The sequence below is a fragment of the Pseudomonas mucidolens genome (genome assembly GCF_900106045.1).
In the GTDB taxonomy this organism is placed as follows: Bacteria; Pseudomonadota; Gammaproteobacteria; order Pseudomonadales; family Pseudomonadaceae; genus Aquipseudomonas; species Aquipseudomonas mucidolens.
In genome coordinates this window covers 2,021,068-2,046,652 of the sequence record NZ_LT629802.1, presented here as the reverse complement: position 1 = coordinate 2,046,652, position 25,585 = coordinate 2,021,068, and the positions used below count along the sequence as shown (strand labels likewise).

The 25,585-nt window shown below is 59.6% G+C and carries 21 protein-coding genes; 14 read left to right on the top strand and 7 right to left on the bottom strand.

The window, feature by feature from the left end; genetic code table 11:
• Position 1 precedes the first annotated feature (1 nt).
• Complete coding sequence (locus BLU75_RS09630; RefSeq protein WP_084376809.1) at positions 2-703, bottom strand: response regulator transcription factor; 702 nt, start codon at positions 701-703, stop codon at positions 2-4.
• Between the two features lie 174 nt (positions 704-877).
• On the opposite strand from BLU75_RS09630, the gene BLU75_RS09625 reads away from it, so the two are divergent.
• Both BLU75_RS09625 and BLU75_RS09620 read left to right on the top strand, forming a co-directional pair.
• Positions 878-2,047, top strand: coding sequence for an efflux RND transporter periplasmic adaptor subunit (locus BLU75_RS09625; RefSeq protein WP_084376852.1), 1,170 nt, complete (start codon positions 878-880; stop codon positions 2,045-2,047).
• 6 nt (positions 2,048-2,053) lie between these two features.
• The gene (locus BLU75_RS09620; RefSeq protein ID WP_090221433.1) at positions 2,054-5,152 is read left to right on the top strand and encodes an efflux RND transporter permease subunit; all 3,099 of its coding nucleotides are present in this window, start codon (positions 2,054-2,056) and stop codon (positions 5,150-5,152) included.
• Between the two features lie 225 nt (positions 5,153-5,377).
• On the opposite strand, the gene BLU75_RS09615 is transcribed toward BLU75_RS09620, so the two are convergent.
• From BLU75_RS09615 to BLU75_RS09605, 3 genes are all read right to left on the bottom strand, one after another.
• Positions 5,378-7,645 carry an autotransporter outer membrane beta-barrel domain-containing protein gene (locus BLU75_RS09615; RefSeq protein WP_084376811.1) on the bottom strand — a complete coding sequence of 756 codons (2,268 nt, stop codon included), beginning with the start codon at positions 7,643-7,645 and terminating at the stop codon, positions 5,378-5,380.
• A gap of 251 nt (positions 7,646-7,896) precedes the next feature.
• On the bottom strand, positions 7,897-9,948 hold the full coding sequence (locus BLU75_RS09610; RefSeq protein WP_231982634.1) for a hypothetical protein: 2,052 nt from the start codon (positions 9,946-9,948) through the stop codon (positions 7,897-7,899).
• A 164-nt stretch (positions 9,949-10,112) separates the two neighbouring features.
• Entirely contained in the window at positions 10,113-12,104 is a 1,992-nt protein-coding gene (locus tag BLU75_RS09605) for a hypothetical protein (RefSeq protein WP_084376812.1), read from the bottom strand.
• Between the two features lie 271 nt (positions 12,105-12,375).
• Here BLU75_RS09605 and BLU75_RS09600 point away from each other — a divergent pair, with 271 nt between their 5' ends.
• The 7 genes from BLU75_RS09600 to BLU75_RS09570 all read left to right on the top strand — a co-directional run bounded on the left by BLU75_RS09600 (position 12,376) and on the right by BLU75_RS09570 (position 19,589).
• The gene (locus BLU75_RS09600; RefSeq protein WP_084376813.1) at positions 12,376-13,410 is read left to right on the top strand and encodes a LacI family DNA-binding transcriptional regulator; all 1,035 of its coding nucleotides are present in this window, start codon (positions 12,376-12,378) and stop codon (positions 13,408-13,410) included.
• A 71-nt stretch (positions 13,411-13,481) separates the two neighbouring features.
• Positions 13,482-14,264 (top strand): sugar phosphate isomerase/epimerase family protein, encoded by a 783-nt coding sequence (locus BLU75_RS09595; RefSeq protein ID WP_084376814.1) that lies wholly within the window; start codon positions 13,482-13,484, stop codon positions 14,262-14,264.
• Positions 14,257-15,201 carry a sugar kinase gene (locus tag BLU75_RS09590; protein ID WP_084376815.1) on the top strand — a complete coding sequence of 315 codons (945 nt, stop codon included), beginning with the start codon at positions 14,257-14,259 and terminating at the stop codon, positions 15,199-15,201. The genes BLU75_RS09595 and BLU75_RS09590 overlap by 8 nt, the downstream gene beginning before the upstream one ends.
• 58 nt (positions 15,202-15,259) lie before the next feature.
• On the top strand, positions 15,260-16,561 hold the full coding sequence (locus BLU75_RS09585; protein WP_084376816.1) for an MFS transporter: 1,302 nt from the start codon (positions 15,260-15,262) through the stop codon (positions 16,559-16,561).
• Positions 16,558-17,535, top strand: a complete 978-nt coding sequence (locus BLU75_RS09580) for a 2-hydroxyacid dehydrogenase (RefSeq protein ID WP_084376817.1) — start codon at positions 16,558-16,560, stop codon at positions 17,533-17,535. The genes BLU75_RS09585 and BLU75_RS09580 overlap by 4 nt, the downstream gene beginning before the upstream one ends.
• 150 nt (positions 17,536-17,685) lie before the next feature.
• On the top strand, positions 17,686-19,113 hold the full coding sequence (locus BLU75_RS09575; RefSeq protein WP_084376818.1) for a nucleobase:cation symporter-2 family protein: 1,428 nt from the start codon (positions 17,686-17,688) through the stop codon (positions 19,111-19,113).
• Between the two features lie 8 nt (positions 19,114-19,121).
• Entirely contained in the window at positions 19,122-19,589 is a 468-nt protein-coding gene (locus BLU75_RS09570; protein ID WP_084376819.1) for an LEA/WHy family protein, read from the top strand.
• A 250-nt stretch (positions 19,590-19,839) separates the two neighbouring features.
• On the opposite strand, the gene BLU75_RS09565 is transcribed toward BLU75_RS09570, so the two are convergent.
• Positions 19,840-20,094 (bottom strand): hypothetical protein, encoded by a 255-nt coding sequence (locus BLU75_RS09565; RefSeq protein ID WP_084376820.1) that lies wholly within the window; start codon positions 20,092-20,094, stop codon positions 19,840-19,842.
• 163 nt (positions 20,095-20,257) lie between these two features.
• Here BLU75_RS09565 and BLU75_RS09560 point away from each other — a divergent pair, with 163 nt between their 5' ends.
• A complete protein-coding gene (locus BLU75_RS09560; protein ID WP_084376821.1) occupies positions 20,258-20,578 on the top strand; it encodes an ElaB/YgaM/YqjD family protein in 321 nt (106 codons plus the stop codon).
• A 39-nt stretch (positions 20,579-20,617) separates the two neighbouring features.
• Here the strand turns inward: BLU75_RS09560 and BLU75_RS09555 are convergent, their stop codons facing one another.
• Both BLU75_RS09555 and BLU75_RS09550 read right to left on the bottom strand, forming a co-directional pair.
• Positions 20,618-21,637 (bottom strand): Ldh family oxidoreductase, encoded by a 1,020-nt coding sequence (locus BLU75_RS09555; protein WP_084376822.1) that lies wholly within the window; start codon positions 21,635-21,637, stop codon positions 20,618-20,620.
• Between the two features lie 294 nt (positions 21,638-21,931).
• Entirely contained in the window at positions 21,932-22,201 is a 270-nt protein-coding gene (locus tag BLU75_RS09550) for a PepSY domain-containing protein (protein WP_084376823.1), read from the bottom strand.
• 152 nt (positions 22,202-22,353) lie between these two features.
• On the opposite strand from BLU75_RS09550, the gene BLU75_RS09545 reads away from it, so the two are divergent.
• From BLU75_RS09545 to BLU75_RS09530, 4 genes are all read left to right on the top strand, one after another.
• Positions 22,354-23,349 carry a FecR family protein gene (locus BLU75_RS09545; protein ID WP_084376824.1) on the top strand — a complete coding sequence of 332 codons (996 nt, stop codon included), beginning with the start codon at positions 22,354-22,356 and terminating at the stop codon, positions 23,347-23,349.
• Between the two features lie 349 nt (positions 23,350-23,698).
• Positions 23,699-24,157: a hypothetical protein gene (locus BLU75_RS09540; protein ID WP_084376825.1), complete on the top strand. Its 459-nt coding sequence runs from the start codon at positions 23,699-23,701 to the stop codon at positions 24,155-24,157.
• Entirely contained in the window at positions 24,154-24,708 is a 555-nt protein-coding gene (locus BLU75_RS09535) for an adhesin (RefSeq protein WP_084376826.1), read from the top strand. The genes BLU75_RS09540 and BLU75_RS09535 overlap by 4 nt, the downstream gene beginning before the upstream one ends.
• Positions 24,709-24,776: 68 nt before the next feature.
• On the top strand, positions 24,777-25,535 hold the full coding sequence (locus BLU75_RS09530; protein ID WP_084376827.1) for a hypothetical protein: 759 nt from the start codon (positions 24,777-24,779) through the stop codon (positions 25,533-25,535).
• The last annotated feature ends 50 nt before the right edge of the window (positions 25,536-25,585 follow it).

Genomic DNA, 25,585 nt, shown 5'->3' with positions numbered 1-25,585 from the left:
GTCAGCATTCCCACTCGGAGCGGCTGAACAGGTAGCCCTTGCCCCAGACCGTCTTGATTTTGCGCGCCTCGCCGGCATGGTCGTCGAACTTGCGGCGCAACTTGGAAATGGCCACATCCACCGAGCGATCGGTGCCATTGAACTCGATGCCGCGCAGGCGCTGCAGGATCTGGTCGCGGCTGAGGACTTCGCCGGCGTGGCGCGCCAGGACCACCAGCAGATTATATTCGCCGCTGGACAACTCCACGGGCTGGCCGCGCCAACTGACGGCACGCTCTGACAGGTCGATGCACAGGTTGCCGACCACAATCTGGTCGTTGGCCACCTGGGGGTCGGTGAGGCTGCTGCGCCGCAGCAAGGTTCGCACCCGTGCCAGCAGCACCCGCGGCTCGCAGGGTTTGGTCACGTAGTCGTCGGCGCCCATTTCCAGGCCCAGCACCTGATCGTGACTGTCATCACGCGCCGTGAGCATCAGGATCGGCAGGCACGCCGAGTCGGCCCGCAGCAACCGGCACACTTGCAGGCCGTCGAGGCCCGGCAACATCAGGTCAAGGATCACCAGGTCCGGCGGGTTCAGCCTGGCGCGCTCCCGCACGTGATCGCCGCGACTGAGCACACTGACCTGATAGCCGTTGCGCTCCAGGTAACTGGCAATCAACTCGGAAAGTGCGGCGTCGTCTTCGACCAGGAGGATGTTGGGCATGGTGTTTCCAAAGAGTGCGGTTTCGGGGTGTAACCGTTTGGCGGCTGGTAAGGATATACGCCCATGCGCCGGCGTGGGTCGCACCTTACATTTATTCACATACCCGCTACACAGCTTCACAGCAGGCGAAGGTGGGCGCCCGTAGGATGCACCAGTCAATATTGGGATATGAGCATGTCGAAGAATCTGTTTGCGCCGTTTTGCCTGCTGGCACTGACATTGGCCTTGAGTGCGTGTGACAACTCGGCAGGTGACGCGGCGGAAACGCCGCGGGTCAAAGTCCGCGTCGAAACCCTGGAAGCCAGACCGCTGTCCATCAGTACTGAACTGAGTGGCCGGATCGCCGCTCCACGCATTGCCGAAGTGCGCGCGCGGGTGGCCGGCGTGGTGTTGGAGCGGGTGTTCAAGGAAGGGCGCGACGTCAAACAGGGCGATGTGTTGTTCCGTATCGACCCTGCGCCTTTCAAAGCCGACCTGGACAGCGCCCAGGCCAACTTGCGCAAGGCCCAGGCCAATGCGTTCCAGGCCAGACTGCAAGAACAGCGCTACAGCCAGTTGGTGGAAGGCAACGCCATCAGTGCCCAGGATTACGACAACGCCCGTGCCGCCGCCCGGCAGACCTCCGCCGACGTCGCGGCCAATCAGGCGGCCGTGCAGCGGGCCAGACTCAACCTCGGTTATGCGACGGTGACCGCGCCCATATCCGGACGTATCGGTCGGGCGCTGGTGACCGAAGGCGCGCTGGTAGGCCAGAACGAGACCACGCCATTGGCGGTGATTCAGCAACTGGACCCGATCCATGCCGACCTTACCCAATCGACCCGTGAACTGAATGATTTGCGCCGCGCCTTTCGCGCCGGACACTTGCAGCAGATCGGCCAGGACCAGGCCAAGGCCACGCTGATCGAGGATGATGGCAGCCTCTACCCGCTGCCGGGCACGTTGTTGTTCGCGGACATTTCCGTGGACCCCGGCACCGGACAAATCATTCTGCGCAGCGAGTTTCCCAACCCGAATCTCGATCTGTTGCCCGGCAGCTTTGTCCGGGTGCGCCTGGAGCAGGCCGTCGACCCACAAGGTCTCAGCGTGCCGCAACGGGCAATCACTCGCGACAGCGCCGGTATCCCCATGGTGCTGCTGGTGGACGCCGAGCAAAACGTGATTCAGCAACCGGTGCAGTTGGGCTCGGTGATCAATGATCGCTGGATCGTCAACGGTGGCCTCAAGGCTGGCGACCGCATCGTCGTCGAAGGCCTGCAACATGCGCGCCCTGGTGAAAAAGTACAGGTCGATGCCAGCCCCGAATCCATCGCCCAGACGCCTGGCCAGTCACCAAAGGGATAAGAAACAATGCCGCAGTTCTTTATTGACCGCCCGATTTTCGCCTGGGTGGTGGCCCTGTTTATCCTGCTGGCGGGGGCGTTGGCCATCCCGCAGTTGCCGGTGGCCCAATACCCTGACGTCGCACCGCCGAAAGTCGAAATCTACGCCACGTATCCGGGGGCTTCGGCGCAGACCCTGGACGAAAGCGTGGTCAGCCTGATCGAGCAAGAACTCAACGGTGCCGATAATCTGCTGTACTTCGAATCCCAGAGTAGTCTCGGCAGCGCGACCATTACGGCGACGTTCCAGCCCGGCACGAACCCGGAAATGGCTCAAGTTGATGTGCAGAACCGGCTCAAGGCCGTTGAACCGCGCCTACCGCAAGCCGTGACCCAGCAAGGCCTGCAAGTGGAGAAGGTGTCCGCCGGCTTCCTGTTGCTGGTGACCCTGACCTCGAGTGACGGTGCGCTCGACGACGTCGCCCTCAGCGATTACCTGGCGCGCAATGTGATGAACGAGCTCAAGCGCCTGGACGGCGTGGGCAAGGCGCAGTTGTATGGCGCCGAGCGGGCGATGCGGATCTGGATCGACCCGCAAAAGCTGGTCGGTTTCAACCTGACCCCGGCGGACGTCAACGCGGCGATTGTCGCGCAGAACGCCCAGGTAGCGGCCGGCAGCATCGGTGACTTGCCGGGCACCAAGACCCAGGAAATCACTGCCTCGATTCTGGTCAAGGGCCAGCTCTCGACACCTGCCGAGTTTGCCGACATTGTGCTCAAGGCCAATCCGGACGGTTCCACCGTGCGTATCGGCGATGTGGCGCGTGTCGAGATCGGTAGCCAGGAATATCAGTTTTCCACGCGCTTGAACGGCAAGCCATCCACGGCGGTCAGCGTGCAGCTGTCGCCGGGGGCCAATGCGTTGAACACCGCGACGCTGGTGCGGGCGAAGATGGATGAGCTGGCGCGCTACTTCCCGGCCAACGTGGAGTACAAGATTCCCTACGACACTTCGCCATTCGTCAAGGTCTCGATCACCAAGGTCGTCTACACCTTGGGCGAAGCGATGTTACTGGTGTTTGCGGTGATGTTCCTGTTCCTGCAGAACATCCGCTACACCTTGATTCCGACGCTGGTGGTGCCGATTGCGTTGATGGGCACCTTTGCAACCATGTTGCTGCTGGGGTTCTCGATCAACGTGCTGACCATGTTCGGCATGGTGCTGGCCATCGGTATTCTGGTGGATGATGCCATCGTGGTGGTGGAGAACGTCGAACGGATCATGGTCACTGAAGGCCTGTCACCCAAAGAAGCGACGCGCAAAGCCATGGGGCAAATTACCGGTGCAATTGTCGGGATTACCCTGGTGCTGGTGGCGGTGTTTCTGCCGATGGCCTTCATGTCGGGCTCGGTGGGTGTGATCTATCAGCAATTCTCGCTGTCGATGGCCACCTCGATTCTGTTCTCGGCGTTTCTCGCCCTGACCTTGACCCCGGCGCTGTGTGCGACCTTGCTCAAACCCATCGCCAAGGGCGAACACCATGAAAAAGGCGGCTTTTTTGGCTGGTTCAATCGACGCTTCGAGCAGTTCAGCGATCGTTACGAAGGTTGGGTCGCGTATGCGCTGAAACGTTGCGGCCGCTACTTGCTGATCTATCTGGTGCTGCTGGTGGGGTTGGGGCTGCTGTTCAGCCGCCTGCCCTCCTCGTTCCTGCCGGTTGAAGACCAGGGCTACACCATTACTGATATCCAGTTGCCGCCGGGGGCGAGCAAGAACCGTACGGTGCAGGTCGCCGAACAGATCGAGGCGCACAACGCCGGTGAACCGGGCGTGGGTGACACGACGATGATCATGGGTTTCAGCTTTTCCGGTTCCGGGCAGAATGCGGCCCTGGCGTTTACCACGCTCAAGGACTGGTCCGAGCGCGGCAACCACGACTCGGCAGCGTCGATTGCCGAGCGCGCCAATCAGGCTTTTAGCGAACTCAAGGATGCGCTGGCCTATGCGGTTCTGCCGCCACCGGTGGACGGCCTGGGTACCTCGAGTGGTTTTGAGTTCCGCCTGCAGGACCGTGGTGGTCTCGGCCATGCTGCGCTGATGGCCGCGCGCACTGAGTTGCTGGCAGCGGCTGAAAAGAGCCCGATCCTCGCCAACGTACGCGAAAGTGCCCTGGCCGAAGCCCCGCAGGTGCAGCTTGAGGTCGACCGCAAGCAAGCCAACGCTCTGGGTGTGTCCTTTGCCGATGTCGGCAATATTCTGTCCTCGGCGATTGGCTCGGCCTACATCAATGACTTCCCCAACCAGGGCCGCATGCAGCGGGTGGTGGTCCAAGCCGAAGGCGATCAGCGCAGCCAGGTCGAAGACCTGCTGAAGATCCATGTGCGCAACAACGCCGGGAAGATGCTGCCATTGTCGGCCTTCGTCCAGGCTCGTTGGGTCCAGGGCCCGGCACAGTTGACTCGCTACAACGGCTATCCGGCCATCGCGATTTCCGGTGAGGCGACCCCGGGCCATAGCACCGGCGAGGCGATGGAGGAAATCCAGCGCCTGGTCAGCCAGTTACCGGCCGGCCTGGGCCAGGAGTGGACCGGGTTGTCGTTGCAGGAGCGCTTGTCCGGCGCCCAGGCACCGCTGCTGCTGGTGCTGTCGCTGCTGATCGTGTTTCTGTGCCTGGCGGCGCTGTATGAGAGCTGGTCGATTCCGACCTCGGTGCTGCTGGTGGTGCCATTGGGGGTGTTGGGTGCGGTGCTGGCAGTGACTTTGCGTGGCATGCCTAACGACGTGCTCTTCAAGGTCGGGCTGATCACCATCATTGGCCTGTCGGCGAAAAACGCGATCCTGATCATCGAGTTCGCCAAGGACCTGTATGACCAGGGCGACGACCTGATCGACGCCACATTGAAAGCCGCACGCCTGCGCCTGCGCCCGATCATCATGACCTCGCTGGCGTTTATCCTGGGCGTGGTGCCGTTGGCGATTGCCACTGGCGCCAGTTCGGCCAGCCAGCAAGCGATTGGTACCGGGGTGATTGGCGGGATGATCACCGCGACACTCGCGGTGGTGTTTGTGCCGGTGTTTTTTGTGGTGGTGATGAAGCTGGTGGGTAAACGCGACGCCACCCCATGAGCCACACGTGGGCGTGTGGATTGGCAGGCAAGTGACGGGCAAAAAAAAGCAAGCCTCGGCCTGACACCGATCAATTGTAGGAGCGAGCTTGCTCGCGAAGATCGCCAAGGCGCCGCGTATATCCAGAATACACGCGTTACCGTTGACGTTTTTCGCGAGCAAGCTCGCTCCTACAATTTACAATGATCGGCGTCAGGCCAAGGCTTGCTGGTTCAGGAGAACCGCTTAGAAGTCGTAACGCACACCGACGTTCACGCCCCAAGGCTGGTCGATGGTCTTGCCTTGGCTGGTTTCCAGGTCAGCGTGCAGCTTGAGGTTTTCCGACATCGACACCGCGACACCGGCGGCCAGCTCTACCCGCGAACCTGACACATCGTTGTTGAAGCTCTGGTCGTTGATGAAGACCTTGTTGCTCTGGTCAAACTCATGGGCCAACGCGGTACGCAGATACGGTTGCAACACGCTGCCGCTTTCCAGTTGGATATTCTTGCCCGCGGTCACACCGACTTTGCCGACCACCGAGCTGGAACGGTCGCCCTTGGCTTCCAGCCCATTGGACAGCGCATAACCTTGCGCCTGGGTCAGCGCTACCGTCACTTGCCCGTAGGGTTCGACGAAAAAGTCGTCGTCCAACTTGATATGCCGACCGAATTCAGCCGATGCACTCACGGCGTTCTGCGCGTAGTTGCCCTTGGCTTGCTTGCCGTCGCTCATGGTGACGTCGTTCTCAGTGTGCAAACGGTTGAGCTTGGCCACGCCGTCGAAGTACAAACCGCTCTCGGCGTCCATCCAGGTGGCGTAACCACCGAGGTAGTAACTCTTGACCTCGCCACTGCTGCCACGGGTCAGGCTCAAGTCCGAGGTGCTGTGGCCGGCCATCACACCCGCCAGCCACTGGCCATCGCCCACCGACAGCGGCGTGTCGGCACCGATGGTGAAGCCTTTCTGAACCTGCGAGTAGCCGGCGCCGTTGTTGTTGGCCGCGACCTCATGCTTGTTGCCGTAGCTGCGCATCCACAAACCGTTGCTCTGGCCGTTGCTCAAGCGTAACTCGCCCATGCGCGTGCGCAGGATGCTCATCTCACCGTACAGCACGGTCGGTGCACTGTTGAACAGCGCCAGTACCGAATGGGCGCTGGTACTGGTGCCACGATGGTTCGGATCCAGGTACCAGTCGGTGCCTTCCTGCATCAACCCGTAGGAATACGCGCCGACGTCGACGGTGTCGCCGACCAGACTGAATTGGCCATCGCCACCACCGGTATGCACCACATGCACCGGCTGCGCGTTGGACAACTCGGAACCGGTGGCCGCCAGCAACAGACTGTGCTTGCCAGTGGCCTCGCCTTCGACGTTGAGGAAGTCGGTCTGACCGTTGGAGAAGTCGGTGTGCATCACGAAGGTGCCATTGCCATCGAGGCTCTGCACGTCGAGTTGGAAGAACTCATCGGCACCGCCAAAATGCACGCTACCGCCGTCCATTTTCAACGCCTCGACTTCGCTGTCGCCCACCAGTACCCAGCGCGACGCATCATTGATGCTCAGTTCCGCCACGTTCTGCAGCTGGCCCGTCAGGCTCGAACCATTGTTGAGCTGCAACGTCGCGCTGCTGCCCTCCTCGACCACCACATCGCCGACCAGGTTGCTGTTGTCGACATTCATATTGGCCGTCGCCGCGTCCTTGACTTCAAGGATCACGCCGTTGCCGCCGGTCAGGGTCGAGCCGTTAAGGACCTGGATGTCTGCGGTAGTACCGGTGCCGGTGCGGTCGGACACCAGGATCGCCGAGCCGTTGGTGCCTTCGACACTGGAACCGTCGAGTACGAGGCTGTTGTTGGTCACGGCGGAGGAATAATCGACATCGATTTTGACGCCGTTGGCGCCACCAACAATCCGCGTATTGCTGGCGCGGGCCTCGGCACTCATCAGGGTCAAGCCAACGCCGTCGGCATCGGTTGCCTCGACATGCGAGTTGCTGAAGTCCAGCACACTGTAAGCGCTGGCCGAGGCGCCACGGTTGGTGCCGGTGATCGAACTGTTGAACACCTTGACGGTCGAGCCATTGGTCGCGCCCAGATTGCGCCCGGAGGCCAGCCCGGTGCCATCGTTGTTAATCACGGTGCTGTTGCTGATCGTCACATCGCTGCCGATGGCGTGGATCGCTGCACTCGCGCTTTTGCGCGCCTCGACGGTCGAACCGTCGATGCTGACCTGCGAGCCCATCGCCAAAATGTCTTGCGTGGTGCTGCCCGGCTTTACGTTCAAGGTTGCCGAATACGCAGTGATATTCTTGGTAGCGGCGCCGTCGACGGTCAGGCCGGCGTTCTCGCGCAGTTCATAGCTATAAGCTGGGGAGCCTGGCAGTACGTACTCGTCTGGGCCGGTCACGATACGCGCCTCGGCCATTTGCGCCATAAGCATAAGCGCGGTCACAGCATTAGCTTTCAACGCAAGGCTTAACGGTGAAGGTTTGAAATTGAAGGCGGTTGACATTAAACGGACCTCTGGGTGGCGTTCCTTTACGGAAAAATTTGGCCGGTACCAAAGTGCGTGGGACCCTGCCAATCGAGCGGCGCCAATGTACCCAGAGTGCTTACCCTAATCTGTAGGACTAATCTCAACTACCGTGTCACCCGGTCTGCGCTGCGTGTAGTCATTGCTCGCGGCGTTTAAAGCGGGCACTACCGGCATAAAAAAAGCCAGAGAGGGATGACTTCCACTCTCTGGCAACAACCCGTGCGGTGTCAGGACTCAGGTACTGGTGTGTTGTCACAAAAGACGGTGGAGCCCGAGCCGGCTTTCTGACCACGAACCATTTCTACCGCCTCAGCGGAATTCACCAGCTCGTCGCCAGGCAGTACAATGCTGTAGTAAAGCCTTGCCGACCCGGAAGTTCGGTCGTCCCTGGTAGGTTGGATCGGTTTGTAAATTTCTTCGTACGGACCCAGTCTCATAGTGAATCCGTTGTAGATCATTGGTTGCGTGAGTGGGACCGAATCGAGCTCGGTCCCCGTGTCTATCACCGGGATGGTCCCGGCGTCGTCACTGTAACCCTGCCAATACAGGGTCACGATCATCCCAAGGGTGAAATACTCCGACGTTGGGATGTGCACCTCAATAGCTCCAGGGGGCGTGACGGGATCGAAACTGAGACAGTTGATAAATTTAGCGCTGCTGCCCGACAGGTTTAGAACTTGTGGCGCCACCATCGATTTGACGTTCGCGGTTACGTCCACCGACGTATCCGGCGAAAACTGCCGGTTGGTACTGTCGGCTGTGCCAATCGTGTAGTGCACGAGCTTGGTGCCATTTGCCTGCTCTGCGATGAGGCTCCATGGAATCTCCATGTCGATGACCTGGCCGGCGGAACCGTTCGTCACCAATTGCTGGCTGACTGGCTTGCCGTCGTACCACAGATAGATAGTGAACGGACGGGCATCCGGGGTCGGCGCAGCGCTCCACAGCGTAATTCGGGCATTTGCCGGACGCGTTGCATGCTCAGGGTTCAACTCATTGTCCGGACCTTCGATGCCCCCGGCATCCGTCCCTCTCACCACCACCGGGAGGAGGTCGTGATTGACCGGGTCCGTCGGATCGGTCGGGGTTGGACCGACGACGAACAGATCAAGATCGGTGTCCGTCGTCAAGCCCGAAGGGTAAGTGACCGAGCGGCGTTTAATCACATAGGAAACCGTCAACTGCAGCAATCCGACCGTTGCACCATAGAGATCTTCCAGTGTGGAATAGCCTGTATGAACTTCCACCGGAAAGGCATTATCACCCAATGCCTGAGCGGGCAGGGTTTGTGCACCTACACTGGTTGTCAGGGTAACGATGATCTCGTCGCCGTCGGCACCGCGCTGAAAGTTCTGGTACTCGGGAATACGCACCCGCATGCCATCTTCCTTAACAACGTCAGCGCGATCGATTAATTTATCGCCCGGCACAGCGTGGTCAATGATGGGTAACTGAAAGTCGGTAGGTGCAGGTGACAGACCGATATCGAGGTCAAATTTGGCCGACCGCCTCGAGGGATTTCCCGCAGCGTCATAGATTTCGTAGCGCAGCGATTGCAGTCCGTCCCCCAACGCCTGGACAACCACCAAGGGCAATGGGAACTTCAGGTCGGCGTCAAGCAGCCAAAAGGTTTCCGGATTGCCGGCAACAGGCGGATAAGGGTAGTCCGAATTGCCGTAGTACAGCTGCAAACGATTTCCCGGGGCGCGCCCATGCGCCACGTAGTCGGGAATGGTGAACCAGGCGGACTGATCAGTCTGGCTTTGAAAATAGCTGATATCCACAGAGGGCGGTAAATCCGCTGGCGGCACCGGGGCAGGAATCGGCCCAGGCAGACCGTCATAGGGCGGTGTGAGATCAACGATCAGTAGTTGGGGGTCTGATTCACTTATGTTCCCGAGATTTGTGACCTCCACCTTATACTTGACCCGGTGAATGCCGGGCGCACGTCGCGCCAAATCGATGTTGCCTAGAATTCCGGTCGCGGGTGGCGACGAAACGGAAAAGCTGAGGAAAGGCTCACCAAAATCGATCTCATCGTCAGGCTTGATATATAACCAAACTTTATCGGGACGCGCAGGATCGGTACTGAAGTCCTCCCAGCGCGGCATCACAAAATCCATCTCCTCTGCCGCCGCGAATTCGCGGCTGATCAGGCCCGGAAATCCCTCGACCCCACCCTCGTATTTACCATCAGGCAAATAGACGACAGGGTCCTGGGCATTGGCCTTGCGTTCATTTTGAAAGTTCCGAATAGCTTCCAATGTTTCCCTTTTCATGTTTTTTTCTCCAGCTCTAATTAACGCCACAGTGATTTTCAGGCCGACAGACAGTGCGCAACTCAACACCGCGAAAACCCTTTACCCCGCACGCGCAGTTACGTATTGATGGATGCGTCACGTTGTTTTTAACAGCGCATTAGTCAGGTCTTTAAAGACATCTTCTAATGTTCATTTCTCTCCTCCAGCGTCGCCACACCTTCAGTTGAACAGGAAATAATATCGCCCGCCTTACAATAGTCCCCACTCCCCGGATAAATAAGGTCGATACGGATTCGTTTGGGGACAGACTCACCAATCAGCGAACCACCGCGTCTTATTTTATAGCAGGCGCAGGCTGAACCATGGTCACGCATGAGCACTACCCGATCTTCATAGGGCTCAACGACAACATCTAAACCTTTTTCAAGTTTGTCATGGGTATCAAACACCAGTACCTGCTGGAACTTGGATTTTTCAAGCGCCGGTGGCTCCCAGTTATTGGCGATATAACCTTCCCAAAAAAAATGTACTTCATCATTAAGTTCAAAGCGTTCGTCTGGCGCAATCTGCCAGGTGACCCCATAAAAAATCTCGGGTTTGGAACAGCAAGACAAATAACCACCTCCACCCGTTAATGTATGCCCGAGAACAGGCGGGCAAAATGAAATCAGTGCACCCGTATTGACATTAACCAGTGTGTTATTCGCTTGCTGTTCATTCACCCCATTGCTAGTGGTGTAATAAACCGGCAGCGCGGGATTAATAATGCCCTCCATGACCGCCCAGGGAATAACCGTGGAAAACACCAGTTGCCCTTCTACATCTCCGGCCTGCACGGTATAACTCGCTACGGGCCCTATGCCATTCCAGAAAAACCCTAGAACGTGCCCGGGCAGCGGATTTTCATACAGCACTACGCGCGCGCGCGCGCCTGCCGGATTGTCGTCATGGTTGACCACGTTTTGCAGGTTGGAGGTAATGCCCCAGATTTCTGCCACCGGCAAATTCGCGTTCAACAGCGCCGGTGCATCGGCATGGTCCTGCCCGGCGACGGTCAGATTCACATCGACCAATATCGCAAAGGAGCGGAAGGGCGGCAGGTTGCCGCGAATGATTTCGTAGTGTACCGGCACGCTTTCAACGACTAGCGGCTCAGTCAAGGGTCCGCGCAACACGCTCCAGGGGATCTCGACATCGAACGGGAACCCGGTCACCTCCTGGATCGGCGCGGCACGGTTTTTCCAGTACACCAGCACCTGATCCCCCGGCGCCCAGTTCGCATATTCCGTGATCCTGACGAAGACACCGGCTCGTGCGTCATCGCGCTTGATCAGGCTGTCGTCGTAGGCCGGCGGTGCGATCTGGGGCTTGGGCAGAACGCCGGGCAGTGGTTTCAGCGCCAGTTGAAATGCCAGCCCGGCACTCCGATCACTGTAGTTGCCGGCCTCGTCGAAGACCCGATAAAAGATATAGGCATCGCCGTTGGCCAAGGTGCGAAAAGCCTCGGCCCCCAGATACACCACCAGCGGGTCGTTGCTGGATACCAGCGTGTACTCCCCCACCGGGGCGGATCCCGGGGGATTGGGGATATTGGACAAGCGGAACTCGATCCGATCCTTGTCCGCGCGGATGTTGTAGACCGGCAGGTGAAAGGCAACCTGCGGGTGATCCAGCAGATATTGTTCGTCCATGACCGGCACGGGTTCGACATCAAACTGCAGCCGATCTTCCGGACGCACCAACAGCGGCCGATCGATATCCACGGTCAGTACCTTAGGATCCATGAAGCTTGGATTGCCGAAGAAATCGGTCACTGAGTAATACAGTTCTACCGTGCCGGACTGTTCCCGCAGAATTTCCTGCGGCACGTGCATGACATGGATATCTGGCAAGGGCGGTGGTGGCGCAAAAATGTCGCGCTGCTCGACCACTCTATCGATACCTCCCCGACGCCAGTGAAGCATGAGAATGTGCGGGGAGTCCCCCGAATCCGGCAGGGGGTCCCAAGGGGGGATTTCCACGCACAGTGGCGCCGACATCAGCGTTATCGGTATCAAGCCTCTTGGATCGTCTGGGTCGATACCAGGAATATGCATGGGGTCCAACGCGAGGGTCCCCTGCTTTTCCTGCCGAGGAGATTCAGCGCTGGGGTGCAGCTCAGCAGTGTCATACATAGGTATTCCCTCCCACGTTGTCTCGGACAAGGGCCGGAAAAACGGCAGGTTCCGGCGTTAAGCTGGAGAAATTAAATACCTATTTACCCATGCCTGATACTGTCAGAACTAACAGGTGCGGCCACCCGTTCGTCGGTTTTCACCGGCTCGAACTCGGGCATCCTGTTCGACGATCACTTGACGACTGCGCGTACATGGCGTTTCATGAAACCGGTTTCAGTCGTTGGTTACGACAAGATTCCCCTCATTCAAATAAGAAAGGCCTGGCACCGTGACTTCATTTTCCGCCGCCCAGCGCAGCCGCGTGACCATGCTTGACGTCGCCGAGCGCGCCGGGGTGTCCAAAGCCAGTGTGTCGCGCTTTATCGGCGATGACCGTGCACTGCTCTCGGATGCCACCGCGCTGCGCATCGAACGCGCCATCGACGAACTCGGTTACCGCCCGAATCAAATGGCCCGGGGCCTGAAACGCGGGCGCACACGCCTGATCGGCATGCTGGTCGCCGATATCCGCAACCCCTATTCCATTGCCGTGATGCACGGCGTCGAAACCGCCTGCCGCAAGCACGGCTACAGCCTGGTGGTGTGCAACACCGACCGCGATGACGAGCAGGAACGCCAGCACTTGGCGTCGCTGCGCGCCTACAACATTGAAGGCCTGATCGTGAACACCCTCGGCCATCACCTCGAACAACTGCTGGAACTGCAACGGGAAATGCCGCTGGTGCTGGTGGACCGCAAGGTCGATGCGTTGCACAGCGATCTGGTGGGCCTGGATAACCCGGTGGCCGTGCGCATGGCGCTGGATCACCTTGAGCAACAAGGTTATCGCGACGTGCTGCTGATCAGTGAAGCGGCCGATGGCACCAGCTCGCGACTCGAGCGAATGGACAGTTTCAAGACCGAGATCGGCCGTCGACAACGCCTGCATGGCGCTGTGCTGGAACTCGGTCCTGACGTGAACAGCCGTCTGCGGGCGTTTCTCGCCGCTGACTCTACGGGTCCAAAAGCCTTGTTTTGCGCCAACGGCATCGCCACGCTGGCCTGCACCACCGCGCTGCGCGAACTGGGCTGCAGGTTGTTCGAGGACATCGGCTTGATTGCCCTCGACGACCTGGACTGGTACCCGCTGGTGGGAAGCGGCATCACTGCCCTGGCCCAGCCGACGGACGCGATCGGCGCCAGTGCCTTTGACTGTTTGCTCAAGCGCCTGCGCGGCAATGCCGAGCCAGTCCGGACCCTGGACTTTCTGCCACAACTGATCGTCCGGGGCTCCACCCGGCTGCCACCCGAACTCACCCCGTAGCAGCGACTGCGAACGGCGAACATGGTCAATTTACAACAAAAAAATGAAACCGGTTTCAGAGGTCAATGACAATGCATGAATATCCCGTTTCCATCAGCCTCTCCAGCTATGGCGCCGACCTGGTCCGCCAGCGTGGCCAGCTGAGTTTCGTCGAACTGTTGGCCGCCGCTGGCGCCCGACGTATCGAGTGGCGTGAAGAACTGCTGACCACCGAGCAACCCGCCGAACTGGCGCAGGCCGCGGCCGAGCATGCGCTGGAATGCGTGTTTTCCTCACCGCTGGAACTGTGGGTCGCCGGACGTGCCCAACCCAACGCAGAACTGGCCGCCACCCTGGATCGCGCCCACGCCTTCGGTGCCCGCTGGCTGAAGGTCTCGCTGGGTTATTTCACCGACACCAACGACTTGCACAGCCTCGGCGCCCTGCTCAACCGCCACCCCGTTCGCCTGCTGGTGGAGAACGACCAGACACTGCACGGGGGGCGTATCGAGCCGATGCAGCGGTTCTTCGACGAAGCCGAACGCTTGGCGGTACCGGTCAACATGACCTTCGACATCGGTAACTGGCAATGGCAGGACCAATCCGCGCTGACGGCGGCGCGGCTGCTGGGCCGTTATGTGGATTATCTGCACTGCAAGGCTGTGGCCCGTCGGGCTGACGGCAAGCTGGTGGCACTACCACCGGGCGCCGTCGATCTGCATTTGTGGGAACAATTACTGCGCCACATGCCTCAAGGCATTAACCGGGCCGTGGAATTTCCGCTGCAAGGTGAAGACCTGGTCGCAATCACCGCACAGCAGGTCGCCGCCCTCACCCACCTTGGTCAACCCCGCGTGGAGAAAGCCCATGTCTGAGATCGATATCCTGTCGTTCGGTGAAACCATGGCGATGTTTGTCGCCGAACAAACCGGGGATCTGGCCCAGGTCGCGCACTTCCAAAAACGTATCGCCGGTGCCGACAGCAACGTAGCGATCGGCTTGGCGCGCCTTGGGTTCAAGGTGGCCTGGCTGAGTCGGGTCGGCAATGATTCACTGGGACGCTTCGTGGTGGATAGCCTGGAACGTGAAGGCCTGGATTGCCGGCATGTGGCGGTCGATCCGCTGCATCCGACCGGTTTCCAACTCAAGTCCAAGGAGGAAACCGGCGAGGATCCCCGGGTCGAATACTTCCGGCGTGGCTCGGCCGCCAGCCATTTGTCGAGCGACGCGATCCACCCCGAACTGCTGCGAGCGCGACATCTGCACGCGACCGGGATTCCACCGGCCCTGTCGGACGCCACTGCGCAACTGTCGCGCCAGTTAATGACGCAAATGCGCGAAGCCGGGCGCAGTGTGTCATTCGACCCGAACCTGCGTCCGTCACTGTGGGCCAACGAGCAGCAGATGGTTCGTCAAATCAACAGCCTCGCCTGTCTGGCGCACTGGGTGTTACCGGGTTTGAGCGAAGGTCGCCTACTGACCGGCTTCGATGAACCGGCGGATATCGCCGCGTTTTACCTCGATCAAGGTGTGGAAGCGGTGGTGATCAAGCTCGGTCCTCACGGCGCTTATTACCGTACCCGACTGGACCAGGGCTTCGTCGCCGCGGTGCCGGTAACCCATGTGGTGGACACGGTAGGTGCCGGTGATGGTTTCGCAGTGGGCATGATCAGCGCCCCGCTGGAGAACCTCAGTTTTGCCCAGGCGGTGCAACGCGCCAACTGGATCGGCAGTCGCGCGGTGCAGAACCGTGGCGATATGGAAGGTTTGCCATCGCGTGCCGATCTGCCTTCCCTGCTAAAAGCCGGCTGACCCAAACCGAACCCCCGTTACCTGTTGCCACAACTACAACAAGCTCAGGAGCAACCTTATGCAAACGCCGAAACTCGCCACCCGTCGTTGGTGGTACATCATGCCGATTGTCTTTATCACCTACAGCCTGGCGTACCTGGACCGCGCCAACTATGGCTTTGCCGCGGCCTCCGGCATGGCCGAAGACCTGATGATCACGCCAGGCATGTCCTCCCTGCTGGGCGCGTTGTTCTTCCTCGGTTACTTTTTCTTCCAGGTGCCGGGCGCGATCTATGCCCAGAAGCGCAGTGTGAAGAAGCTGATTTTTGTCAGTCTGATCCTCTGGGGCGGCTTGGCGACGCTGACCGGCGTGGTGTCCAACGCCTACATGCTGATTGTCATCCGCTTCATGCTGGGTGTGGTGGAAGCCGCGGTGATGCCCGCCATGCTGGTGTACCTGTGCCACTGGTTCACCCGCGCCGAACGCTCTCGCGCCAATACGTTCCTGATCCTCGGCAACCCGGTGACGATGCTGTGGATGTCGGTGGTGTCGGGTTATCTGGTAGAACATTTCAGCTGGCGTTGGATGTTCATCATCGAGGGCTTGCCCGCGGTGTTCTGGGCCTTTATCTGGTGGCGCCTGGCCGATGACCGACCGGCCGATGCGAAGTGGTTGAGTGCCGGTGAGAAGCAAGATCTGGAAACCGCGCTGGCCGCTGAACAGGTGGGGCTCAAGGCAGTGAAAAACTACGCCGAAGCCTTTCGTTCGCCCAAGGTGATCATCCTGGCCTTGCAGTTCTTCTGTTGGAGCATTGGTGTCTATGGCTTTGTGCTGTGGTTGCCGTCGATCCTCAAGAGCGGCTTGCAGATGGACATGGTCGAGGCCGGTTGGTTGTCTGCGCTGCCTTATCTGGCCGCCGTGATTGCCATGCTTGGGGTGTCCTGGGGCTCGGACAAACTGCAAAAACGTAAACGTTTTGTGTGGCCGCCGCTGCTGATCGCTTCCATCGCATTTTATGGCTCGTACCTGCTGGGGGCCGAGCATTTCTGGTGGTCGTACACGCTGCTGGTCATCGCCGGAGCCTGCATGTATGCGCCCTACGGGCCATTTTTTGCCATCGTTCCGGAGATCCTGCCGGCCAATGTCGCCGGTGGCGCCATGGCCTTGATCAATAGCATGGGTGCTTTGGGTTCGTTCGGCGGCTCCTATCTGGTGGGCTATCTCAACAGCAGCACCGGATCACCCGGCGCTTCGTATTTATTGATGAGCGGCGCGTTGCTGCTGTCGGTGATCTTGACCATCTTGCTCAAGCCCAACGCCGATCAGCAGGCGCGCCCGGCCCCATTGCGCACCCTTGATTTACAGGTAAAAAATCCATGAAAAAGCATGTCGTGCTGTACAAAAAACTCTCCGCGCCGCTGATGGATCGCCTGCGGGACCAGGTCGAGGTGACGCTGATTGAATCACTCGACAAAGGCGGCCTGGCGCACCTACGCGACACGTTGCCCGACGCTCAGGGCCTGCTGGGCGCCAGTTTGCGCCTGGACGCCGAGTTGCTGGACCTGGCGCCCCGCCTGGAAGCGGTCGCCAGCGTTTCAGTGGGTGTCGACAACTACGATATCGACTACCTGACCCGACGCGGCATCCTGCTCAGCAATACCCCGGACGTGCTCACCGAAACCACCGCCGACACCGGCTTTGCGCTGATCCTGGCGACTGCGCGTCGCGTGGTGGAGCTGGCCAACATGGTGCGCGCCGGCAACTGGAACCAAAACATCGGCGCGCTGCATTTCGGCAGTGATGTCCACGGCAAGACCCTGGGCATCATCGGCATGGGTCGCATCGGCGAAGCGCTGGCGCAACGCGGGCACTTTGGTTTTGGCATGCCGGTGATCTATCACAGTCAGTCCCCCAAGCCTGCGGTGGAACAACGTTTCGCCGCTGAATATCGCAGCTTGCCCGACTTGCTCAAAGAAGCCGACTTTGTCTGCTTGACCCTGCCGTTGACCAAGCAAACCCAAGGTTTGATAGGTGCCAAGGAATTTATGCAGATGGGCCCGGAGACAATCTTCATCAATATTTCCAGGGGCAAGGTGGTGGACGAGGCAGCGCTGGTGCAGGCCTTGCAACAGCAGACGATCCGCGCGGCGGGTCTTGATGTGTTTGAGCGCGAACCGTTGGCTCACGATTCGCCGCTGCTGCGTTTGAACAACGTGGTCGCGACGCCTCATATCGGCTCCGCGACCCATGAAACCCGGGAGGCCATGGCGCGGTGCGCGGTGGACAATCTGTTGGCGGCGCTGGCGGGAAAACGACCGCAGAATCTGGTGAACGAATCGGCCTGGCAGCCTTGATCCAGCGCCGCACGGAGTAAGGACAGCTCGAATAGGCCGGAGTGTTTCCTCGGCCTGCGGCGCGAAAGCCAGAAAAATATACTGTCACACTTCTGACGGGGGGCGCTTTCTGGCATCCTGCGCCTCCATTTTCTGACCCGAGCACGTATTTTGTCTGACGCTCAAGCCCCGCGCCCCCGCTATAAATCCGACTTGATCTACGGCCTGGAGGATCGCCCGCACTTTACGGCGGCGATTTTTGCCGCGTTGCAGCATGTGCTGGCCAGTTTTGTCGGGATTATCACTCCGACCCTGATTGTCGGCGGCGTGCTCGGCCTGGAAAGCGAGGTGCCCTATCTGGTGAGCATGGCGCTGTTTGTTTCGGGTCTGGGCACGTTTGTCCAGGCGCGACGCTTCGGTCCGGTGGGTTCTGGCCTGTTGTGCCTGCAAGGCACCAGTTTTTCGTTTATCAGCGTGATCCTCAGCGCCGGCTTTATGGTCAAGGCGCGGGGCGGTGGCACTGATGAAATTCTCTCGACCATCTTTGGCATCTGCTTCTTTGCGGCATTTATCGAGGTGGTACTCAGCCAGTTCATCGGCAAACTGCGCAAGCTGATCACCCCGGTCGTCACTGGCACCATCATTACCCTGATGGGCCTGTCGCTGATCAAGGTAGCCGTCACCGACATGGCCGGCGGCTATGGCGCCAGCGACCTCGGCGCCGCGGGCAACATGGGCCTGGCGGCATTGGTACTGCTGACGATCGTGGTGCTGAATCGCTTCGACAACCCGTTCCTGCGCCTGGGCTCGATTGTCATCGGCCTGACCCTGGGTTTTGTGGTTGCCTGGTGGCTGGGCCGTGTGGACCTGGCCGCGCTGCCCGAGGTACCGTTGATCAGTGTGCCTGTCCCGTTCAAGTACGGGTTTTCGTTTGATTGGGTGGCGTTTATCCCGGTGGCGGTGATTTTCCTGATTTCGCCGCTGGAGGCGGCAGGTGACCTGACGGCCAACTCGATGATTTCCCAGCAGCCGGTCAAGGGACCTTTGTACATCAAGCGCATCAAATCCGGCCTGCTGGCCGACGGTTTGAACTCGGTGATGGCTGCCACGTTCAACAGTTTGCCGATGGTGACCTTCGCCCAGAACAACGGCGTGATCCAGTTGACCGGCGTGGCCAGTCGTTATGTGGCGTATTTCATCGCCGGCCTGCTGGTGCTGCTGGGCTTGTTCCCGATGATCGGCGCGGTGCTGCAACTGATGCCCAAGCCCGTGCTCGGCGGCGCGACGCTGATCATGTTCGGCACGGTCGCGGTGGCCGGGATCAAAATCCTCGCCGAAGCCGGCCTGCATCGCCGCAACGTGTTGATCGTGGCCATCTCGCTGGGGATGGGCCTGGGGGTCGCAGCGGTGCCGGAAGTCTTGCGCGAATTGCCCAAGGCGCTGCACAACATTTTTGAGTCGCCGATTACGGTGGGTGCATTCTGTGCGATTCTGCTGAACATTTTCCTGCCTGAAGAGTTCATAGAACTGGAAGAAGACGAATTTGAGCCGGAAGCCTCTACCCTCAAAGTGATGCAGGACCCGCAAGCCACGAAATAGGAAACTGTATGCGCAGACTGATCGGCCTGACCCTGTCCCTGGTATTGCTCAGCCTAAGCGCCTGCGCACTGTTCCCTAACCGCGACCCGGTGAATATCAATGTAGTGGGCATCGAGCCCTTGCAAAGCAAGGATCTGGAGGTGCGCTTCGCGGTCAAGCTGCGTGTGCAGAACCCCAATGAAACGGCCATTGACTACAATGGCGTGGCCCTGGATCTGGAGGTCAATGGGCGACCGCTGGCCTCGGGGGTCAGCGATCAGCAGGGATCTATCCCACGCTTTTCCGAGACCGTGCTGATGGTGCCCGTGAGCGTTTCAGCATTTTCGGTGTTGCGTCAGACCCTGGGCCTTAGCCAAACCCAAAGCTTGCACAACATGCCCTACGTGCTACGTGGCAAACTGGCCGGCGGGCTGTTCGGCACCCTGCGTTTTGTCGACCGTGGCACCCTGGACTTGCCCGACACTGCGACTTGGTAACACCCATGGAGCCTCTTGTGGCGAGGGGGCTTGTCCCCCGTTGGGCTGCGCAGCAGCCCCAAAAAGGCCTCCTCGTTCGTCCAGTCAAACCGGGGTGGCAGGTTTGAGGGTTGCTGCGCAGCCCAACGGGGGACAAGCCCCCTCGCCACAAAGACGGTTAACTGAGCGGTATTCCGGCAACCCCCTCACCGCACTTCCGTCAGACTCACCGCCGATGGTTCTGCCGCACGACGGTTGAGCAGCAAAGCGCTTACTTGCTAGCTGCCATCAGCCGATTGACTTCACTGCGCACCATGTTGGCAAACTCGGGTGGCGACATGCCGTCTAGCTCCGAACGCACCCATTCTGCCCATTTGCCTTTGCGCTTGGCACGCTCGCCGAACAACCTCGCGCCCTCACCCTTGGCCTTACCCAGGTTGCTTTGCCACAAGTCGTACAGACGCGACTTTTCATCTTCAAGCGCAGCGCGCTCGGCAAGGGGCTTGTTGGCCAGATTAAAACTCATGTGGAATTACCTGCTGCACAAATAGGAGACATCTTACACTGTAGGCTGAAAGGTCCGAATTCGGTTTTTTGCATCAGGCCGGAGACCGGCAAAAAAACTGCAACTTTTACCGCCCTTCCCCACTCCATTGTGCATTGTCCATGACCCACCAAGGAGCTATTCAATGGCCCGTAAAACCACCACTCAAGCTGTCGAAGAACAAATCAAGGATCAAGCGTTCAGCGAACTACAGGCGCTGATCGAAGAGTCGGACAAACTGCTCAAAAGCAGCGCCTCGCTGATGGGAGAAGAAGGCGAAAGCGTGCGCGAGCAGGTTGCGCTCAAGCTCAGGCAAGCCCTGGATTCGGTGTCCAGCGTGCGGGAGCGCAGCAAGCCGGTGGTGGATGCCACCGAGGCCTACATCGGCGTTCACCCGTGGCAAACCGTCGCCATCTCCGCCGGTTTCGGCCTGGTGATCGGTCTGCTGCTGGGCCGTCGCAACTGACAGCTGCGTTCGCAGAAGCGGGCGACCCTGCTTCTGCGGCTATCCCCGTGCCAACCCCTTCAATCGATCCAGATCCTCCCGGTCGATGACGATCCCCTCCAGCTCAGCCCTGGCCCGCGTTCGATGACGACGGTCACCCGGCAAGCGTCGCAACCCTGCCGCATGCATCTGTCGCACCAGTTCCTGGCTGCGCTCGGCAAAGCTCTGTCCAGCGCTTTTGCCCGGATCAATCACAATCAGCAGTTGACCGGTCCACGGCGTCTTGGCCCCAGGATGATTGGACCAGTCGAACTCGAAGGAAAAATTACCACCCGTCAACGCCGCGGCCAACAACTCAACCATCATCGACAGCGCCGAACCTTTATGCCCGCCAAACGGCAACAGCGCACCGCCCTCAAGAATGGCCCTTGGGTCCTGGGTCGGTTGGCCCAGGCTGTCGACCCCGGTGCCTGGCGGTACGCACTCGCCTTTGCGCGCGGCAATCTGCACGTCACCATGGGCAATGGCGCTGGTAGCCAGGTCGAAGACGATCGGTGAACCGTCAGCGCGGGGGGCGGCAAACGCAATGGGATTGGTCCCGAACAACGGGCGATCGGCGCCATGAGGCACCACGCAGGTCATGCTATTGACCACGCTGAGCGCCACCAGGCCCTCATCGGCAAAGGGCTCGACATCGGGCCACAGCGCGGCAAAGTGATGGGAATTACGAATCGCCAATACCGCGATTCCGGCGCTACGAGCCTTCTCGATCAGCAATGGACGTGCGGCCGCCAGTGCCGGCTGGGCAAAACCGTTGGCCGCGTCCACGCGAACGAAGCCGGAGGCTACGTCCTCGACCACCGGCAGCGCCTTGCCGTTCACCCAGCCACTGCCGAGCGTCGACACATAACCTGGGATCCGAAACACCCCGTGACTATGGGCGCCGTCGCGTTCGGCACTTGCGCAATTATGCGCAAGAATCGCCGCCACCTCCGGCGATGTCCCGTGCCTGGTGAAGACCTGCTCGAGTAACGCCCGCAATTCGGTGAAGCTGATAACTGTCGGAGACTGCGCAGACATTTGAAGCTCCGTTTTTATGATTGGAGGGGCAACAAAAGGGAACATCCAGACCGTCGATTAAACAACGCAGTGCGCATCTGCTGTCAACTGTCCCATCGCTCCCGGGAAGCCAGGAAAACATACGGATGGCGCGTCTTGAAACGCCTGTCGCGCGTGAGACCTGAACCTTGTACAGGTTGTTTGGTTGCTCGTGATGAATAAGTCATCGGCGACGACTCAGTGCCGCACCTGGTCGCACAGTGGGGCGGGAGCTGAATGAGGGGGCCTGAACAGCCCCCCCCCCCGCAGGGTTGATCAGTCTTTCTGATCGCGCAGGACATTGCCCGACGCGCCGTCGATTCGGGCCTCATAGACCACACCGTCAGCCTTGCGACCTTTGACTTCCCAATAACCGTTGTCGTCTGCTTCAGCTTGGTAGACCTCGATATAACCGGCCTTGGTCTTGGCCGTTTCGATGGCTTTTTCAATGGTGATCCAGCCAGCGCCTGGCTTGTCGGCAAGCGCCGCACCGGCGCCGAACAACGTGGCAGTGGTAACCATGACAGCAAGGGTTTTCTTGAGCATTTTCCTGACTCCGTTATAGAGAATGACTTGCAGATCCAGATTTTTAGGTCAACTGCGGCCCTAATTAGTTCCACATTGATGCTCCTTAGCCATGATGGCTGTTCTCGGCGCACGGCCGGGAGGGTTAGAATGTAGGAAATTAGGAATCACAAATGACAGAACAGTCCTTATCAGAAGTCGAATATGACGCCATCACCGATGCCGCCGCGCACTGGTGTATGCGTATGCACGCTTTTGATTGCACGACTGCCGAGCGCGAGGCCTTCAAGCAATGGCACGAAGCGCACCCGCTGCACGCTTTCGAATACGCGGCCATGTTCGAGATCTGGGAAGTGGCTGATCATTTGCCGCGCAGCGCAGCCGTGGCGCCACCGCCTGCACCTCCTCTTCCCGGGCGCTGGCGCAACTATGCGGTGGCCGCGGCGTTAGCGCTGGTAGCCTTGCCGCTGGCTGCGCTGAGCGGTTGGGAAGCTGGCTGGCTACCCAGCTCCTATGAGCATTACGAGACTGAAAACACCTTGCGCAAAGTGACGCTGGCTGATGGCAGCCAAGTGGAACTGAACGTCGGCACCGAACTGGTCTATAGCAACTATAAGGACGAGCGACGGATCACCCTTAAAAAAGGCGAAGCATTTTTCAGTGTCAGCCATGACCGTAAACACCCGTTCGTGGTGCGCGCCGGCACGGGGCAGATTCGCGTCACAGGGACTCAGTTCAATGTCTGGAAATATGAGGACAAGGTCCAGGTTATGCTGCTGGAAGGCTCGGTGAACATCATCAGCAACGACGGCCGTGGCGTAACGAACTTGAGCCCGGGCATGCAGGCCAGCTACAACCTTGTCGAGCCGGTTCCTCGCGTCAGCCCGTTTGCCCCGGACGGCTCTGCACTGGCATGGCGTACAGGCAAGCTGATTCTCGATAACCTGGCCCTGGCGGATGCCTTGCCACTGATCAACCGCTACCTGAGCAAACCGGTGATGCTCGCGGATACAGCCACCGGCGCCATTCGGATTGGTGGGATCTACGACATTCAGGCAGTTCCCCATCTGGTTTCATCGCTGCCCAAGGTTCTGCCGGTCTACCTGACCCGCAACCATGACGGCAATACGGTACTCAATTCGATACCGGGCAAAGCCCCCAAGTCCTGAACCGAACAGTGTCGCTCCCGCTTGAATGTGCCCGCCTGCGCAAGAATGTCCAATTCTGAAACACCCGCGTGGTCTCGAACCGCCAGCGGCTGCGGGTTCAATGGTTGTTCAGCGAGTGTGTTTCACCGGTGAAACACTCCAAGCGCAACGCGCTGACCTTGCCGGGCATGGCGGGAGTAGAAGTCGCTCTGTTCGCGCCTGTTTCAAGGTTGATACACACGCATCAACCTGATCCCCGGAGATGCGGCTAATACATTGAAAATAAAACGTATTTAAAAAGCGGCACAGCTTCTGCTCTATTCCTGACAACGCTGTTTAGGGTCAGCGTTAAACGACAAGGAAAGACGCCGTGGCAACTCTCGATTCAGGCTCGATGAGCCTTCTGCTGATCAGCTGTGTACTCAGCGCCAGTATGAGCGTTCCCGCCTCCGCAGAGGATGGCGTCATCGTCACGGGGCGCAATGTACAAGGCTTCCACGTGGGCCGACCGGCCTTCGGTCCTGACCCTTATCCTTCCACCGCCAATGCCAATCCAGGCAAGCAGATCCTGGGCGCCACCGGTGGTGAACTCACCGACAACGATTTCGCCGGGGTCAGCAGCGGCTCCAGTATCACTCGCGCCATCCTGCCGAACGGCGACCTTCCCGGTTTAAGCAACACGCTCGGCACCCACCCGGCCAGCCTGGGTACCGGTGCAGCCGCGGGGCATGGCGGCGCAAGCAATTTGGGTGGTCAGATCAGCGGTTCGATCGAACGCGGCATGGCGCCGTTGAACGCTATCGGCGGCATGCTGGGAGTTCAGCAATGAATCCCTCGTGGCTGGTCCTCGCGGCGCTGGGTTGTTCATCGGTCATGGCCGATGGCAGCCACCAGGCACTGATCAACCACTCAGGCCAACAGTACAGCGGTGTGCTGTCGGTCAACCAGGCCGCCGGCAATCAGCAACAACAGATCAACAGCCGGGCCATCACTGTGGGCGGCCAGGCCAGCGACTCACTTATCCAGACCCTCGACGGCAGGGTCGACCCGTCCCTCAACGCCCAAGTGGCGATCCAGGGTTCGTCTTTCAGCAACGGCAACGGTGTGCTGGGCGTCAACCAGTCGGCCGGGGCCAACAATCAAATGATCAATGCCGTGCGGATCAGCATCAACCCTGGCCCGCAAAGCATTGATGACAGCGCCCTGTCGCAACAGAACGTGGCGTTGTTACCAGACTCCGGATCCACCTCTACCACTGGCAGTCGCCAGGTCGTTACCAACGACCAGGCCTTCACCGGCAGCCGTGGAGTCGTACAGGTGAACCAGAGTGCGGGGGTGGGGAACCGCATGGCTAACACCCTCGGTATCACTATCAAGTAATCGCTTGATAGGTGTTCGTTCGACCGTACCAACACTTAACCAACAAATCAGAAGCAAGGAGATACACCATGAAACCTACAATGGCCCTCAAACCACTGGTTTTCGCTCTCGCTGCGCTCATGGCTGTTGCTGCACAGGCGGGCCCCGCCGAAAGATGGACACCGACCCCTGTTGTCACCGGCACCGTGGCTGCCGTGGTCACTGACACACAAGTCAGCGAAGACAACCTCTTCGACGACACCCAAACCACCAACAACGCCTCGGCCAACGGTTCGTTGAACGGCAGCAACGGCAACCTCGGTGGCAACGTGGCGGCGGGCTCCGGCAACCAGCAAGACAACGCCGCTGCAATCACCAGCAGCGCTGACGATGCGGCGTCGGTGTTCGCAGTCGCTGATATCTACCAGGAAAGCGGCTCTAATCAGTTCGACAGCAAAGGCGTGCAAAACAACGCTTCGCTGAACAACTCGGCCAACGGCAGCTCCGGCAACGTCGGCGTCAACGCCGCAGCCGGTCAAGGCAATCAGCAGAAAAACAACCTGGCCATCGTGACCGCTGACGGCAACAACGTCGCTTCTGCCTCGAACACCGAGCAAGTGTCGGTGGACAACGAGGTCCTGAACGCCGCAGCCAGCAAACACGGGTATGGGTATGGCCAGACGCAGTATGTGGTCAACAACGCCAGCCTGAACAACTCGGGCAACAACGCCAGCGGCAATATCGGCATCAACGTGGCCGCCGGTCAAGGCAACCAGCAGAGCAATACCCTCACCCTGGGCAGCGGCTGCACCGCCTGCCCAACCGGTGGCAACGCCGTACGCTTCTGATGCACCAGGGCCTTGGCGACAAGGCCCTTCTTCATTCCAGTACCCAACAG

What these genes read in the sequence shown, in the direction of transcription:
- BLU75_RS09630 (WP_084376809.1), bottom strand. Translation starts at nt 703, where the DNA reads ATGCCCAACATCCTCCTGGTCGAAGACGACGCCGCACTTTCCGAGTTG.
- BLU75_RS09625 (WP_084376852.1), top strand. Translation starts at nt 878, where the DNA reads ATGTCGAAGAATCTGTTTGCGCCGTTTTGCCTGCTGGCACTGACATTG.
- BLU75_RS09620 (WP_090221433.1), top strand. Translation starts at nt 2,054, where the DNA reads ATGCCGCAGTTCTTTATTGACCGCCCGATTTTCGCCTGGGTGGTGGCC.
- BLU75_RS09615 (WP_084376811.1), bottom strand. Translation starts at nt 7,645, where the DNA reads ATGTCAACCGCCTTCAATTTCAAACCTTCACCGTTAAGCCTTGCGTTG.
- BLU75_RS09610 (WP_231982634.1), bottom strand. Translation starts at nt 9,948, where the DNA reads ATGAAAAGGGAAACATTGGAAGCTATTCGGAACTTTCAAAATGAACGC.
- BLU75_RS09605 (WP_084376812.1), bottom strand. Translation starts at nt 12,104, where the DNA reads ATGTATGACACTGCTGAGCTGCACCCCAGCGCTGAATCTCCTCGGCAG.
- BLU75_RS09595 (WP_084376814.1), top strand. Translation starts at nt 13,482, where the DNA reads ATGCATGAATATCCCGTTTCCATCAGCCTCTCCAGCTATGGCGCCGAC.
- BLU75_RS09590 (WP_084376815.1), top strand. Translation starts at nt 14,257, where the DNA reads ATGTCTGAGATCGATATCCTGTCGTTCGGTGAAACCATGGCGATGTTT.
- BLU75_RS09585 (WP_084376816.1), top strand. Translation starts at nt 15,260, where the DNA reads ATGCAAACGCCGAAACTCGCCACCCGTCGTTGGTGGTACATCATGCCG.
- BLU75_RS09580 (WP_084376817.1), top strand. Translation starts at nt 16,558, where the DNA reads ATGAAAAAGCATGTCGTGCTGTACAAAAAACTCTCCGCGCCGCTGATG.
- BLU75_RS09570 (WP_084376819.1), top strand. Translation starts at nt 19,122, where the DNA reads ATGCGCAGACTGATCGGCCTGACCCTGTCCCTGGTATTGCTCAGCCTA.
- BLU75_RS09565 (WP_084376820.1), bottom strand. Translation starts at nt 20,094, where the DNA reads ATGAGTTTTAATCTGGCCAACAAGCCCCTTGCCGAGCGCGCTGCGCTT.
- BLU75_RS09560 (WP_084376821.1), top strand. Translation starts at nt 20,258, where the DNA reads ATGGCCCGTAAAACCACCACTCAAGCTGTCGAAGAACAAATCAAGGAT.
- BLU75_RS09555 (WP_084376822.1), bottom strand. Translation starts at nt 21,637, where the DNA reads ATGTCTGCGCAGTCTCCGACAGTTATCAGCTTCACCGAATTGCGGGCG.
- BLU75_RS09550 (WP_084376823.1), bottom strand. Translation starts at nt 22,201, where the DNA reads ATGCTCAAGAAAACCCTTGCTGTCATGGTTACCACTGCCACGTTGTTC.
- BLU75_RS09545 (WP_084376824.1), top strand. Translation starts at nt 22,354, where the DNA reads ATGACAGAACAGTCCTTATCAGAAGTCGAATATGACGCCATCACCGAT.
- BLU75_RS09535 (WP_084376826.1), top strand. Translation starts at nt 24,154, where the DNA reads ATGAATCCCTCGTGGCTGGTCCTCGCGGCGCTGGGTTGTTCATCGGTC.
- BLU75_RS09530 (WP_084376827.1), top strand. Translation starts at nt 24,777, where the DNA reads ATGAAACCTACAATGGCCCTCAAACCACTGGTTTTCGCTCTCGCTGCG.